The sequence below is a fragment of the Desulfogranum marinum genome (assembly GCF_016918565.1).
Taxonomy (GTDB): domain Bacteria; phylum Desulfobacterota; class Desulfobulbia; order Desulfobulbales; family Desulfobulbaceae; genus Desulfogranum; species Desulfogranum marinum.
Window position 1 is genome coordinate 43,685 of sequence record NZ_JAFFQD010000005.1, and the last position, 13,530, is coordinate 57,214.

Annotated in this window: 13 protein-coding genes and 1 pseudogene; 5 read left to right on the forward strand and 9 right to left on the reverse strand. The window is 45.8% G+C overall.

Annotated features, from left to right (window positions below; translation table 11 throughout):
* Positions 1-54 precede the first annotated feature (54 nt).
* Positions 55-144: pseudogene (locus tag JWH17_RS24545) on the reverse strand (FmdB family zinc ribbon protein); the annotation flags it as partial.
* Positions 145-305: 161 nt separating this feature from the next.
* Here JWH17_RS24545 and JWH17_RS04860 point away from each other — a divergent pair.
* Positions 306-1,187: a uracil-DNA glycosylase gene (locus tag JWH17_RS04860; protein ID WP_205221450.1), complete on the forward strand. Its 882-nt coding sequence runs from the start codon at positions 306-308 to the stop codon at positions 1,185-1,187.
* A gap of 18 nt (positions 1,188-1,205) precedes the next feature.
* Here the strand turns inward: JWH17_RS04860 and JWH17_RS04865 are convergent, their stop codons facing one another.
* The 5 genes from JWH17_RS04865 to JWH17_RS04885 form a co-directional block, all read right to left on the reverse strand.
* The gene (locus JWH17_RS04865; RefSeq protein ID WP_205221451.1) at positions 1,206-1,571 is read right to left on the reverse strand and encodes a PqqD family protein; all 366 of its coding nucleotides are present in this window, start codon (positions 1,569-1,571) and stop codon (positions 1,206-1,208) included.
* 1 nt (position 1,572) lies between these two features.
* A complete protein-coding gene (locus tag JWH17_RS04870) occupies positions 1,573-2,415 on the reverse strand; it encodes a hypothetical protein (protein ID WP_205221452.1) in 843 nt (280 codons plus the stop codon).
* Between the two features lie 130 nt (positions 2,416-2,545).
* Complete coding sequence (locus JWH17_RS04875) at positions 2,546-3,127, reverse strand: hypothetical protein (protein ID WP_205221453.1); 582 nt, start codon at positions 3,125-3,127, stop codon at positions 2,546-2,548.
* A 25-nt stretch (positions 3,128-3,152) separates the two neighbouring features.
* On the reverse strand, positions 3,153-3,698 hold the full coding sequence (locus JWH17_RS04880; RefSeq protein WP_205221454.1) for a Crp/Fnr family transcriptional regulator: 546 nt from the start codon (positions 3,696-3,698) through the stop codon (positions 3,153-3,155).
* Positions 3,676-6,252: an ABC transporter ATP-binding protein/permease gene (locus JWH17_RS04885; protein ID WP_205221455.1), complete on the reverse strand. Its 2,577-nt coding sequence runs from the start codon at positions 6,250-6,252 to the stop codon at positions 3,676-3,678. The genes JWH17_RS04880 and JWH17_RS04885 overlap by 23 nt, the downstream gene beginning before the upstream one ends.
* 288 nt (positions 6,253-6,540) lie before the next feature.
* Here JWH17_RS04885 and upp point away from each other — a divergent pair, with 288 nt between their 5' ends.
* The 3 genes from upp to JWH17_RS04900 all read left to right on the forward strand — a co-directional run bounded on the left by upp (position 6,541) and on the right by JWH17_RS04900 (position 9,491).
* Positions 6,541-7,167, forward strand: coding sequence for a uracil phosphoribosyltransferase (gene upp, locus JWH17_RS04890; RefSeq protein ID WP_205221456.1), 627 nt, complete (start codon positions 6,541-6,543; stop codon positions 7,165-7,167).
* A gap of 73 nt (positions 7,168-7,240) precedes the next feature.
* On the forward strand, positions 7,241-8,494 hold the full coding sequence (locus JWH17_RS04895; protein WP_205221457.1) for a uracil-xanthine permease family protein: 1,254 nt from the start codon (positions 7,241-7,243) through the stop codon (positions 8,492-8,494).
* 556 nt (positions 8,495-9,050) lie between these two features.
* Positions 9,051-9,491: a DUF1178 family protein gene (locus tag JWH17_RS04900; protein WP_205221458.1), complete on the forward strand. Its 441-nt coding sequence runs from the start codon at positions 9,051-9,053 to the stop codon at positions 9,489-9,491.
* 98 nt (positions 9,492-9,589) lie between these two features.
* Here the strand turns inward: JWH17_RS04900 and JWH17_RS04905 are convergent, their stop codons facing one another.
* Positions 9,590-9,784, reverse strand: a complete 195-nt coding sequence (locus JWH17_RS04905) for a hypothetical protein (RefSeq protein WP_205221459.1) — start codon at positions 9,782-9,784, stop codon at positions 9,590-9,592.
* Between the two features lie 316 nt (positions 9,785-10,100).
* On the opposite strand from JWH17_RS04905, the gene JWH17_RS04910 reads away from it, so the two are divergent.
* Positions 10,101-11,543, forward strand: coding sequence for a DNA integrity scanning protein DisA nucleotide-binding domain protein (locus JWH17_RS04910; RefSeq protein ID WP_205221460.1), 1,443 nt, complete (start codon positions 10,101-10,103; stop codon positions 11,541-11,543).
* Positions 11,544-11,734: 191 nt separating this feature from the next.
* Here the strand turns inward: JWH17_RS04910 and JWH17_RS04915 are convergent, their stop codons facing one another.
* Both JWH17_RS04915 and JWH17_RS04920 read right to left on the reverse strand, forming a co-directional pair.
* Entirely contained in the window at positions 11,735-12,688 is a 954-nt protein-coding gene (locus JWH17_RS04915) for a calcium/sodium antiporter (RefSeq protein ID WP_205221461.1), read from the reverse strand.
* A gap of 6 nt (positions 12,689-12,694) precedes the next feature.
* Positions 12,695-13,420 carry a hypothetical protein gene (locus JWH17_RS04920; protein ID WP_205221462.1) on the reverse strand — a complete coding sequence of 242 codons (726 nt, stop codon included), beginning with the start codon at positions 13,418-13,420 and terminating at the stop codon, positions 12,695-12,697.
* Positions 13,421-13,530 lie beyond the last annotated feature (110 nt).

Genomic DNA, 13,530 nt, shown 5'->3' on the forward strand with positions numbered 1-13,530 from the left:
GCGAACACTGGAAGCAGACATCTTTTTTACTACATCCGTACTCTGACACTGAGGGCATTTGACATCTTCAGTCTGCTGCGACTGGGTCGTTAATACTTCAAACTGGTGCTTGCAGTCCTTGCATTCATATTCATAAATAGGCATTTGTTACCTCTGCTGGAAATATATAGGTCATTGTTTGAATCTATGCGATCCGTTTACGTAGTGAGTCTGCAATAACAGCAATCGGATGTAGCTGTTCGGCGTGACAAACTACCGTTAATGGAAAACCTGTTTAAGGTGAACAGTAAACACAGGAGTAAATTTTGTCAGCCAAAAATAAAACAGCGGGAGAAAAGGCTCATTCTTCAAAGCCGCAACCGGATGCTTGCCGTCTCGTCAGGATGGGCAATGATCTGCGTCGACTACTCCTGTTTCACCAACAGGTAGGGATTGGGGCATATCCTATGGTAGAAGGGCTTGAAAAAATCACGCTGCGAACTCGTCGCTCCCGTCCTTCTTCGCCTCCGCTTCCTTTACCCGCACGTAAGAAAGTAAAGAAGCCCGTCACTGCTCAAAAGGTGTCTGGAGCGTCATCAAGCGGCACGAACGTAAAAGCTGTCAAAGAGATTTTTCAGAACATTGCTGATTGTGTTCAATGCTCCTTGAGTGAAGGTGTACCCCTGGGGCTGCCTGTAAGGTTTCCCCACAAGGTGAGCCTCATGATTATCGGTGATTACTGCCTTGATACAAGCAAAGAGCAAGCAGCGTGTTTCTTTGGCATGGCAGAAGATAAGATGCTTGCCAAAATGATAAGTGCCCTGGGGCTTAAACAGGAAGATGTCTATATTACAAACTGCATCAAATGCTGCTGCAGCGACGGTATTATCCCCGGCGACGAGCAACTGCAAAAGTGCCGGCCGTATCTTGCACGTGAAATTGCGGCGGTGAAACCAGCTGTTATCTGTGCCATGGGCGACTTAAGCGCTAAAGCTGTTCTTGATACAACCGAACCCGTGGTTCGCTTGCGTGGGACGTTTCGCCGATATCGTTACTACGAAGAACATCCAGTGGAGGTGATGGTCACCTTTCATCCCCGTTTTCTTCTTGCCCATGAAGAGATGAAACGCGCAACCTGGAATGATCTCCAGCAGATTCAAAAACGGTTTTTGATGAGCAAAGTGAACACCTCGACTCCTGGGCAATAGGTTAATCTGTGTCAACCGTCAATCTTTTTGCTTCATTGCCACAAGGCCACGTTTTCCCAGTTCTTTGAGAAAACTGGTTACTGAAATTTCTGATTCACGATTGTCGAGTTGATGCCGGTGTTGGAAATTTGTCGCTATGTCACGGACACTCCGTTGGCCGTCAATTAACTGCCACACAGAACTTCCCATTTGATCAAGCTGGATTTTTCTGCGGATATTACTTGTGTCTTTTCCTGTGACCCTTTTGACTAATGTATGGAAAAAGGGCTTCACTTCAACAGGGTAGGTAAGGAGCAACCCCTCCTGGTTTTCCTCTTCTTCGGTCCTTGGATTTTGCAGCGGTATGCATTCAAGAGCCTCTTTTCTGCTGAGTGGCTGTGGCATGTTATTTTGATTGGTTGACATTGCTCAAAGGGTAAGGTCTGTAGTTGTCAATAATGTGCTGTGTCGTTTCCGGAGGGAGGGGTTTATGCCCTTCTATGAGTATGCCGAGAATGATATTCGTATCAATGTGATGGGAAAGGTGCAGGTCCCTGTACCTAGGTTTGCGCGCAAGAGTTGCCTGCACTTTTTGCCAGCCGCTGCTTCTGTACGACCATTGAGCTGTGTGGGGAGTGACGGTGGCAACAGGCTGTGCCTGACCAGCCAGATGTGCTCCAAAGTCAGTAAGTGTCTTTGAGCGCAGTAATTCAGCCGCGGGCTTGAAACGGAGTAAGACCAGTCGTCGGCGGTCAAGAGAAAAGACAATAGAGTATTTCCCAGGGTAAAATTCATGGTTTTCCAGGATAGCGCCGGAAGGCAGTAAAGCCTGGATATCAAAAACGGCCCACGGAACCAGTCCGTTATGAGTATCGTTTGTTAAGGTATGCAGGAGGCGGGTGAACGTGGGAAGTTCACTGTTTTGATAGCAAAGGAAGCGGAGAATAATAACTATGCGCGAAGATGCATGGTAGAGCAAAATGCCGTGATGGTGTGTGTTATTATCCCACTTAAAACCTGCAGGCTGATAGGGATTGAGATGCACTGTATAGGCGTCCGGCAATTCCCAGGGGGTAAGAGAAAGGTTTTTGTCTGCTTTGCTTAACTGTTTGAGGATCGAAGATGACGAAAAACGCCCCTGAACAGGTTGCCACTTGATATCAAAGGCAGGCTTGTCGTTTTTTTCAAAAAAAAGATAGTTTTTGAATATGACAGTGGCATGCCAGTTTTCCGGTATGTCAAAAGACATACCGTTCCAGGCGATTTTTTTGTAATTATATAGTGTGCCAGGCATCGCAGGGGAGAAAAAGTGGCTATGGAAGAAACCTTTCCGGGTTCAAGAGGTGCCGATACATGACCTTCGTGGAATCCTGTAAGGATTAGCGGGGAATAAATGACTCCCAGTGCTCTTCTTCCGGGACGGGCGAGGCTGTTTCTCTAGTGTTGCACATTTTATTAAAGCATAAACGTTCGGCGTTAATCCGATCAGGCATTGAAAGTTTAACCATGCTCCCCAGTGTTTCATTAAGATTCTTTTTGTTATACTGCAAAGTCAGGGAGATGCTTTCACCTGCCTCATCTGTAAAAAACCATTTCCATGCCATGAGGATGCCAAAAGAATCACCTGTGTATTTTGATGGTTCTCCCAATTGTTGTTTGTATTTTTGAAGCAACTGCCGATAAAATGATTCACTGGTGTCAGCATATTTTAGTTTTATCCTGACTATCTTACCAGGGTGTTCGCACACGCCGTATTCGATGATACCCTTTCTGAACGCACCAACATTTTCCACCACGACCTGTTTGAGAAAATTTCTGTAACTGATGAATTCATAGTCATCTATCGACGTCCCCAGTTTAAAACCGCCAATTTCTTTTGGTGCTTTTATTGCAGAGTGTCCTTCCATTGGGGGAAGAAAAAAAAAGAGTGAGAGGAGGACGGAGTAAAAGAATACTTTCATGCCTTGTTCCGTGTAGTCGATGTTTTTACTTTTTGAGTTTACTGTCGCTGTCGTGCCAAACATGAGGGCTCGTTTTTTCGATCAGTCTTCTTGTTTGGTCAGTGGATCTTGCTATGCGCAAAGTAATGATTTTTTCAATCGCTTTACTGTACATATCCGGATATCGCTCCATCACCTTTTGAAAAGCTTCTCTTGTGATGCTGAGCAGGATCACATCGGTTTCAGCCCATGCCGAAAAGAACGAGTCAATACTTGTCAGCAACGAAAGTTCTCCAAAATAATTCAACCCGTCATCTTCAAGTTGTTGGAGCTTATAATTGATGCCGTTGTATTCCTCGTAAATGGATACCTGCCCTTTGATAATCAAATACATCTGCTGACAGAGCTTGCCCTGCTGTATGATTAGTGTGCCCTTTTTAAACTCATGCTTTTTACTAAGATACGCATAGAGTTTAAGTATATCAAGCGGGGTATCACGAAACAATGAGAGTTTTTGGAGGAGAGCCAGTGCTTCCTGGATCTGACATTTTCCGTTTTCGCAGTTGTCGCTAGTGTGCTTGGGTAAGTTCATAAAATGCGCCATGTTTTGCCATGAGTTCTTCATAGGTTCCCTGCTCGATCAGCGATCCCCCTTTTAATACGAATATTCTATCGTATCCCGGAGTCAGGTCCAAGCGGTGGATGACAGCTATGATTGTTTTTTTGCCCCGATATTTTTTTTCAAGAAGGTGCTGGATTTGAGCCTGGGAGGTATTATCCAGGCTTGCTGTTGCTTCGTCCATGATCAGGATAGTTGACTCTTTAAGAAGGGATCTAGCTATGGCAAGCTTTTGCTTTTGTCCCCCGGATAGACGATCACCCTGGCTACCTACCTCAAAGTCAAGACCAATGTCCAGAATTTCATCAATGAGTCCTTCACGAGCAAAAGCTTTGATTGCCAGTTCCAGGAGATCTTGGTGGTCTCGAAGTTGCTGCTTGGAAGCGCCAAAAAGAATATTGTCTCGTAGCGAGTGACTATACAGGTATTCCGATGGGCAGTAAGGGATGAAATCTCGTTGTTGCTCATACGCAGGGAGTGCAACTATGGCTCCATCCTGCTGAAGGAGTTGAGTGGAACGGCTACAGGCTTCCATGTCGAGCTGAATAGTGTTTTTGAGAAAATCATGTCGCGCGGCGAGGATCTGATCTTTTAAACTATCACTCATGGTTGTGATTTTATGTTTTGCCGGGATAAAGCGTAATGCCAGATGAAGCAAACGGTCCATAGCACTTTTTTTGTGCGGCATATGCCCCTTGGAGGATTTAAGTAAAGCAATGAATTCTTCCAGCTCATGGGGCTCCATGGGGCTGCCTTGAAAGAAAAAATCATCATCTCCGAGGTTTCGCAGGATATCGACAGTGGTCTGAGCAATGGTCAAGCCAAGTTTGAGGAGGGGTTCTTCAAGCTTGTTTTTAAGGAGAAACGTACGAAAGGTTTTACTGTAGGGCAGGTTGTCGAGTGCATACGTTTCGGTGAGACTTTCGCCAAAAAGGAGGTTGCTTTTGAGGCTGGCATACGACATGAATGCATTAATATCATAGGGTTCGACAACCTTGGAGAAGGGTTCGCGCAGCTCAGAGTTAATAATTTGCCGCATTCTTAAAAGAGAGGCTTTTATAGGTTTTACGCGCTCTTCAGGTATAACGGTATTAAAGCCGAATCGGAGGATATCTTCTGTTAAGCCAACGTCTTGAATGATTTGTAAAATATCCTTTCGTTCTGGAAGTTGCTGTTCCTGCTCACCTGTAGCTTGTACTGCATAAAGAAGATTTTCCCGAATGGTTCCGGTGAAAATAAAAGGACGTTGAGCGATCATGGTTATGTTGCGGTTTATATCGGATTTACTCATTGCCGCGATGTCCATGTCATCAAGTAAAATGAGCCCATGGTTAATATTGTATAACTGCGCGATTAACAGGGCAAGAGTGGATTTGCCGGATCCTGAAAAACCAACCAGAGCAACTTGTTCATTTGGTTGGATGCTCATGGTGATGTTATCAAGGAGCTTGAGACCGCTACCCACTGAAAAACCAGCGTTTTTTAGTTCAATCTTTCCCCGCAAGTGGTGGGGCGGACGTTTGTCTGGAAGAAGTGGATGTTCGATTTTTTGGTCGAATATGGTCATGATCTGGTTATAACGCACCTTGGCATCTTGAAATGATTGATAATATTCAAGCATTTCTTTCCAGGGGTCATAGACTTTTTCATAGGCTGAGAGAAAGGCGACCAGGGCGCCAAGGGTGAACTCACCATGGATGGCCAGGTAGCCGCCAACGAGAAACAGAATAAAAGGACCAATGGATTGAAAAAGATTGTTGGCGAATTTGATTCCGTATTTTATGACAAATAATCGCTTGAGCTGATCGTAAAGAATATGGATATAAGTCGATAACCTCTTTTCTTCAATCGTGTAACTGCCGTTGGCGTGAATTTCCTGGAGTCCGCTGATCGCTTCGTTCACGACGTTGGACATGGACCTGGTCGTAGCGATACGCTTCTTATTATAGTGGTTGTAGCGTTTTTGTAAAAGAGGGATAACAATCAATTCAAACGGGTAAACCGTCACCGAGAGCATGGCAAGCAGTGGGCTGAGGTGAAACATGAAGCCGAGAAAGACCAGTAAGCTGAGTATGCTGGTCAAGGGGATGGTAATGGCACCACCTAGGAAGAAACCGATGGCATTAAGTTCTGCTGTCATGGCAGAGATAACGGTTCCCGGCTGCATTTTTCTGTAAAATTGAAGGGGAAGTTGCAATACATGGTGGTAGAGTTCTGTCCGCAGTTCCACCAGAATTTTTTGGCCGATAATGGTTTGCAGCACATTGATCGCGTACTTGGTCAGCCCGGCCAGTAAGATTGCTCCCATGTAGAGTCCGCAGTAGAGAAAGAGCAATTCTATATTTTTAAGATAAATGGCCTCGTTGATGATCCGTTTCTGCATTTCCAAGGGAAAGACTCGGAAAAAAAGACTAGCCACGATGATGACGAGCAGAAGAAGCTGCCATCCGTGATGTCGACGAAGGATCCAGTAAAAAAGAGGGCGCTTGGTGAGCCTCGGTTGGTCAGAAGAAAAGACTGATGACATGCAAGTCCTGTGAACCGTAGAAATTACTGATAATAAAGTGTATCAAAACTTTAAATCTTCAATGATCATTCCAGTAAATGGCAGGTATTGCAAGACGATTCTGCAGCTACCACATTGGTGTGGCTGTTTGTTTTTATTTATGAAGCCCGGAGAGTGGTGCCGCTATTACGGGCTTAATCGTTGTTTTACCCTATGGTTCCATTTTTTTTACGCTGGATAGATCTGCTGTAACATGCTACAAACAAAATCATTTTTTTCTTATCCCATTTTATTACAAAGGAGCGCTGTATGGCAGTTCATGAAATCACCCATCCATTGGTACGTCATAAGCTCGGTCATCTTCGTGAAAAAGATATTTCAACTAAAGATTTTAGAGAGTTAGCCTCTGAAATAGGCATGTTGCTTACCTATGAGGCCACCAAGCAACTTCCTGCGGAAAAGATCACCATCGATTGCTGGTCCGGTCCTGTAGAAGTTGACAGGATAAAAGGAAAGAAAATTACCATCGTGCCGATCCTCAGAGCGGGACTGGGCATGATGGACGGTGTGTTGAAAGCTGTCCCAAATGCCAAGGTATCGGTTGTCGGGTTGTATCGTGATGAAGAAACACTGCAGCCTGTTGCCTACTTTGAAAAATTGGTGGCGGACATCGAACAGCGGGAGGCAATGATTCTTGACCCTATGCTTGCCACCGGTGGCACTCTCATCGCCACTATAGATATGCTGAAGAAGGCAGGTTGTAAGGACATAATTGGTATATTCTTGGTCGCAGCTCCCGAGGGAATTGCCAAGTTGGAGGCAGCACATCCTGATGTGGATGTCTATGTAGCCGGTATTGATGAGAAACTAGATGAAAATGGGTACATCATCCCCGGCCTTGGGGATGCAGGCGACAAACTGTTTGGTACGAAATAAGCTTTTCAATTCAAGTGGGTCGATTGATTAGGCTGGGCATGAAGAGAAGAGTAATGTGGAGAAGAGGAAAAGCATGATCGAAGAAAAAAAGACCATGGGACTTGGTAAACAGATTATTGTCGGCACCCAAATGCTGTTTGTAGCATTCGGGGCGCTGGTTCTTGTGCCGATTCTCACCGGATTAAATTCAAATGTCGCTCTGTTTACAGCCGGGGCGGGAACGCTGATTTTTCAGATCGTCACCAAACGAAAGGTGCCCATATTTTTGGCATCGTCTTTTGCCTTTATTGCCCCTATAATTTACGGAGTCCAGACGTGGGGCATTGCAGGAACCATGAGTGGGCTGCTGGCTGCAGGGTTTGTTTATATTTTATTGGCTGTGTTGATTCGCTTTCGTGGCAGAGCCATAGTGAAAAAAGTACTCCCTCCGGTGGTAGTTGGTCCGGTTATTATGGTGATTGGGTTGAATCTAGCTCCGGTCGCTGTATTTATGGCACTGGGGAAGACGGGTGATGGTTCTGCAGTACTTTTTCCCCAGAATCAGGCGCTTACCGTGGCCATGATTTCTTTGCTGGTCACAGTACTTGCCGTACTTTCAGGCAAAGGTATGATTCGACTTGTTTCTATTTTGCTCGGTATTACAGCTGGATATATTGTGGCGATAGTTTTAGGAATGGTCAATTTTTCCCCTGTGCTGGAAGCACCGTTTCTGGCAGTACCCGCCTTTGTCTTTCCTCAATTAAACTGGCAGGCAATTTTTTTCATCGTACCCGTAGCCATTGCCCCGGCTATAGAACATATAGGCGATATGCTTGCCATAAGCAGTGTTACGGGTAAGAATTATCTCGAAGATCCGGGGTTGCACCGCACCCTCATGGGCGATGGAATTGCAACCTCTCTTGCATCTATGCTGGGAGGTCCCCCTAATACTACTTATTCTGAGGTCACGGGTGCGGTAACGTTGACGCGTGCTTTTAATCCGGCCATTATGACCTGGGCTGCCTGTATGGCGATACTGCTTTCCTTTTCGGGAACCTTAGGCGCTATGTTGGGAACTATCCCCACTCCGGTAATGGGAGGCATTATGACGCTTTTGTTTGGTACCATTGCTGCAATTGGTATGAATACCCTGGTACGCGAGGGGACTGATCTTGCCCTGCCGCGTAATCTTGTTATTGTCAGCCTGATTCTTGTCTTTGGTATCGGCGACATGGCATTGGGGTATAAGGGCTTCATGGTGCAGGGAATCGGCCTGTCGGCAATTGTCGGCGTATTGTTACACCTGATACTCCCTGGTAAAGAGGATTCTGTTCGCAAATCTGCTTAAGCTCGACATGGTTGAGTCCCTTTGTGGGACTCAACCTTTTCTTTTCCGATGTAAAAGAAAGAATTTCAATTAATTGATTCTACATAGAAAACGCCACTGTTCTCCGGTGGATGTGAAGAGCGCCTCTCACTTTCGTCTTCCCGACGTGTTCTTTCTTCCTTAAATAATTCCATTTAGCTTTTCGCGAGCGATTGTTCTAAAATCGGTAGAGTACAGAAGCCGCCATGGTTTCATGCTTGTGCAGTGTCTGGCATGTTTGATAGCAGCAAGGATGTTGGTCAACGCGGTTTCGGTTACCAGTGACGGATAGAAATAAAATCTCGCCTGGATTGCTCATCCGTTCCAGGGATAACAATTGCGGGACAACGGCATTGTTTCTCTTCTGAAAAGAGAATAGTGTATCGATTTGAAGGTCATTAAGGCCTTGCTGAAACGATCGCCAGTTTAAACAATCCAGAGTAACAATTTTTGCCGCGCATTTCATGGCGCTGAGCGCAGGGTAATTGGGGTGCGGCAAAAGTGGGAGGGGGAGGCTCCTCAGATAAGAATTCTTACTATGATCATTTTCGATTTACAGTGTATTTGCGGAGTCCAGTTTGAGGGATGGTTTAATAGTCGGGACGATTTTGACCGACAACATGCCGAGGGCAAAGTACTTTGTCCCGATTGCGGGAGTGAGAAGGTTCGCAAAATCCTGTCACCGGTATCCATTCACACCGGTTCTCAAGCAACAGAAGCTGTACCCTCTCATTTAGAGACAGGTGCATCCTCTGCATTGCAGTTTCTCCGTTCGTTTCAAGATTTCGTTGAAAAGAATTTTGAAGATGTTGGCGCAAAGCTTGCCGAAGAATCGCTGAAAATGCACTATGGTGTTGAAGAGCCGCGTAACATTAGAGGGGTGACAACTGCTGAGCAGGAAAAAATGCTGCGGGACGAGGGAATTGAACTGCTGAAGGTGCCGCTAAGGAAAAAAGAAACCGGCCCAAAACTCAACTAGCAGGCCGACCGGTTAAATTTCTGCTTTGAGTCGTCAGTTGTGGCATTTCTGTGTTGTAAAAATCCTTCTGGTGCCAAATATGATAACAGGCTAACAGGTTACGCCTTTGTCGAGCCGGTAAGGAAAAGCTCAAAGAGCTTCTCGAACACAGAGGGTATGGCCGATGCCTGGGCATTTGCAGAACCAGCATATGCTTTGGTAAGCTCAAATGCCCGTTCAAAGGCGTTTTCAAAGTCTGAGTCCTGTTGCGAATTGAGGATCGCTGTTAATTCTTTGGCGATACGTTCTTCCATGGTACTGGGTCAGTTGATAATATTTGGAATTATTGACAGTTAACTACTTCTTCTCTTTTTCGCCTGTTACAATAGAAGAGTTGCCGGCTTTGTCCAGTCTTTTTTGCTTTTTGCTGCGTGAATCGTCATCGATATAGCAAGAGAGCAACAAAGTTGCTTTGTCGACTTGAGGAGGCGGTTATCGGCAAGTGCAGGGAGAAGCCGGTTCTAAACGGTTAAATATCACCTTGACGCGCTAATCGCGGATTTGTTACCTTCGATTTTTGTTGCACGGTTTGCGTGTTGAAATAGTTGCAGATGGAGAGTGCTATCGTCCATGGTGAGTGAAATTCCATATTCTTTTTTGAAGCGGTGTGCCAGTGACATTCTCAATGGTCTGAGTGACGGGCTTTCCCATTTCTCCGGCACTAGCCGGGCGGCTGTTATTTTCGCGCTTGGGCCGGATAAGCCTTTGATGCTATGTGATCCGCAGAAACTGCTCAAGGGTCATGAGCCTGTGTTCAAGGCACTGTATCTTGATGATCAAAAATGGCGGCATGATGTTAGTGTTTCTTCTGATAAACGACGCTTTGCGGAAATACATGCGGTCAAGGATCTCGGGCTTGCTGGATTGCTTTCCAATGGAGGGTATTCCGGATCGCTCTTCTTTCAACGTTGGTTTACAGAGCATCACCCGGATCTTTGTTCCACCGGGCCGACAGAGCGCTGGCTAGAACATGCAGTCTGGCGTTTTTCCCATGATATGGCCAATGAAAAAGAACTGTACACAGGGATATCCGGGTATTTTCTAAGAGAGTACGCGACCCATGCTGTTCGGGACCATATTGTAGATGAAATGAATAGGCTGTTGGGGTGGGACTCTCTTATCCGCATTTATCCGGTTCTGGATGCCGTTCTTAGGATTTCCGAGACACGCGAAGAAGGGTTGTGGCCTGAAGGGCAGTTACTGTTTGTTGATCCAAGTATGGTTCATTGTCTTCAGTTTTTGGTAAAATTTGAAGACAAGGAACGGCCGCAATTAGCCAATAATAAGCATGTGCGAAAATTGCTGCTTGCTGTGGATAACTCAAGCCGGCGTTTGGTAAGCGATGGTCGTTTCATTCTTGGTATCTGTGATGCAACTCTGCCGCCTTTTTCCATACGTGCCGACTTTAAAGGCAGGCATGGGTTTCTCAAGGTAAATAAGAATAAAGTGTGCAGCTTTGCTGATGGCCGATTTGGTTCAACCACCTTTCAGGCGAAGCTGGTTCAGCTTGAAGAGTTGTTGCTGGAGTCTGCTTTAGAGAAAGCTGATTGTTATTTTTTGTTTAAAATTGCAGTGAGTCTCGTGCATCATGCTCAGCTTCGCAAGCATGGCTGCACTATAGTGCTTGATCTCAATCAGGAACCTATACACATTTCCGGGCAAAAAATTGTTCCCTCCCTGGATTTACGTAGACCCCATACCCTGAATTTGGCAAAGTCACTGGCAAAGGTCGATGGGGCATTGCATATAGGGTCAGACCAGCATCTTCATGGTTTTGCCTGTCTTTTGGACGGGCGCTCTTTTGCTGGAGAAGATCTTGCCAGAGGTGCCCGTTATAACTCGGCTCTGCGTTTCACCGCTGAACACGCAAATATTATTGTTGTGGTTGTTTCTTCAGACCGTCCCGTGTCGGTTATTTACCAGGGTGTTGAGGAGCAGGGGACATGCAATATTGATTTTCAATCGAATTGTATTTTTCCACTTGAACCTCTGGAAGAATGGGTGAAACACTAGGTTGTCTGGTGCAATTGCCTTTCTACCGGATCTTTCTGGGGCCGGCTTCTAGTTTGTTAGCTATAAAAATAACCGGGGAGGTAAATGCAGCCCTTGACATTAACTGCATGTCTCTGAGTCGGTGCTTACCAGGTTATGTAGGAAAAAACTAGTGATTCAAGGTAACTGCTGGCTCTTCTGCCCGTTCAGGATTACAAAAGGCTTACACAGTATCCGGTATAAGCGCAGAGGAGTAAAACTCCATGCCATCGTTTGGTTGTACCATCCCTGAGAAGTATTGGAATAATGATCATCGTAAAAGCAAACATAACCGGAAGATCTCGCCGCAAAAGTTCCGGCTCTATCGCAAATGGTTTGATCAGGCCTGTCACTCCCAGTACCATCAGCAGGTTGAACATATTGGAACCGATAATATTGCCGATAAGCAGCGCTGTTTCCCCTTGACGAAGAGCCGCAATACTTGCGGCAAGTTCCGGCAGGGATGTTCCAACCGCTGCCAGGGTTAAGCCTATGACCAGTTCACTGACATGAAAAAATCTGGCAACGCTGACAGCGCCTTGGATGAAAACCGTCGCTCCAAACGCTAATAAACCAAGCCCGACAAGAATGAAAAGGAAGATGGAAAGGTGCACGTACCGTAATGAGGTTTTTTGTTGTCCTTTTTTGTCCTTCGAGACGCCATTGTTATGGTTGGCGTATGTCAAGTAAGTGTAGCCTGTCAGGGTGATGATAAACATCATACCCACAATACGGGGGAAAACACCGTACCCGCTGCAGAAAATGAGGAAAATGCTGGCAGCGATGACAATCAACAGCTCTGTCCATACTTCTTTGAGGTTCATGCAGAGTGGAGCGAGAAGGGCGCAGGTTCCCATTATGAGCCCCACATTGGCAATATTGCTGCCAATGACGTTGCCGATCATAATATCGGGGTGTCCCTGGAGCGAGGCCGTTAGGCTTATGAAAAGTTCCGGTACAGAGGTGCCGAAGGCGACCACGGTTAAGCCGATGAGGTAGGCCGGCATTTGGAGCCGTTGTGCGAGACGGGTTGCGCCGTGAACGAGAGATTCTCCCCCCGCAACGAGCATGAGCAGACCTGTGATCACTGCTGCCAGTGCGGAAAAAAGCGATGGGAATTGGTCCATATGAAGTTAATTGCAGAGATGCTGTATGTCCGGTCGCCCCTGTTGCTCAAAGGCTTGGTGGATGAGTTGTATAAGAGGTGACTTGATACTTTTAAAGGATTTAAGCGGCTTCATTGTAGGTAAAATTTTATCAACCGCTTGAGGTTGCTGGACGCGCATCTTGCGGGCTAGGCGTGCATCGCCTTCCGCCTGAGTTTCGCCGGTAGCAGCAACCGATGGCGCAATCCCACCTGAGTCAAGGTTTCTGAAGAATCCCAGGATAGAGCTTAAGTCGTTATTTTTATAGAAAAGTTTGATTTCTTCTGTGATGGTTTCCTGTTCACTGATAAGTTTTTGCAAGGTATAATCATAGCTCTCCAGGTATTGATCGAGTTCCTTGTAGATTTGCAGGAAGAGATGGGTAAATCGTTTTCGCTTTGTTAACCCTTTGCTGTGATAACCATAGAATACCCTTTTTTTGATGGTTGGTGATTCCAGCAAGTAGGGATCAAAAAAAATGTTATCTTCAAGGCCTGTAAGTTTAAAGAATTTTTCAATCAAATTTGGATGTTTCAGGAGGATGTAGAGCCGTATAAGATCAAGGCCGATTGTCTGTTCGAGGTGACGGAACGAGACGAGAAGCTGCTCATTATAGGCTTTGATATCATCTTCGATTAGTTTGCGAAACCCAAAGTAGCGATCTGCAACCTCTTTTTTAAATTCCAGGGAAAGGATTTGGTCAAGTTCATTCATGAGAGCTGGTAACGGAATTGAAAAAAAGATTCTGTGGAGCGCGTCTATTTTCTTGCCGATTGATGGTTACTTGTGCATTAAGAAATTTTTTGTCAGGCACTTTGATGCAG

Excerpts from the sequence above, each read along its gene's own strand:
- JWH17_RS04865 (WP_205221451.1), bottom strand. The coding sequence starts at position 1,571 with ATGCCACAGCCACTCAGCAGAAAAGAGGCTCTTGAATGCATACCGCTG.
- JWH17_RS04870 (WP_205221452.1), bottom strand. The coding sequence starts at position 2,415 with ATGTCTTTTGACATACCGGAAAACTGGCATGCCACTGTCATATTCAAA.
- JWH17_RS04875 (WP_205221453.1), bottom strand. The coding sequence starts at position 3,127 with ATGAAAGTATTCTTTTACTCCGTCCTCCTCTCACTCTTTTTTTTTCTT.
- JWH17_RS04880 (WP_205221454.1), bottom strand. The coding sequence starts at position 3,698 with ATGAACTTACCCAAGCACACTAGCGACAACTGCGAAAACGGAAAATGT.
- JWH17_RS04885 (WP_205221455.1), bottom strand. The coding sequence starts at position 6,252 with ATGTCATCAGTCTTTTCTTCTGACCAACCGAGGCTCACCAAGCGCCCT.
- upp (WP_205221456.1), top strand. The coding sequence starts at position 6,541 with ATGGCAGTTCATGAAATCACCCATCCATTGGTACGTCATAAGCTCGGT.
- JWH17_RS04895 (WP_205221457.1), top strand. The coding sequence starts at position 7,241 with ATGATCGAAGAAAAAAAGACCATGGGACTTGGTAAACAGATTATTGTC.
- JWH17_RS04900 (WP_205221458.1), top strand. The coding sequence starts at position 9,051 with ATGATCATTTTCGATTTACAGTGTATTTGCGGAGTCCAGTTTGAGGGA.
- JWH17_RS04905 (WP_205221459.1), bottom strand. The coding sequence starts at position 9,784 with ATGGAAGAACGTATCGCCAAAGAATTAACAGCGATCCTCAATTCGCAA.
- JWH17_RS04910 (WP_205221460.1), top strand. The coding sequence starts at position 10,101 with ATGGTGAGTGAAATTCCATATTCTTTTTTGAAGCGGTGTGCCAGTGAC.
- JWH17_RS04915 (WP_205221461.1), bottom strand. The coding sequence starts at position 12,688 with ATGGACCAATTCCCATCGCTTTTTTCCGCACTGGCAGCAGTGATCACA.
- JWH17_RS04920 (WP_205221462.1), bottom strand. The coding sequence starts at position 13,420 with ATGAATGAACTTGACCAAATCCTTTCCCTGGAATTTAAAAAAGAGGTT.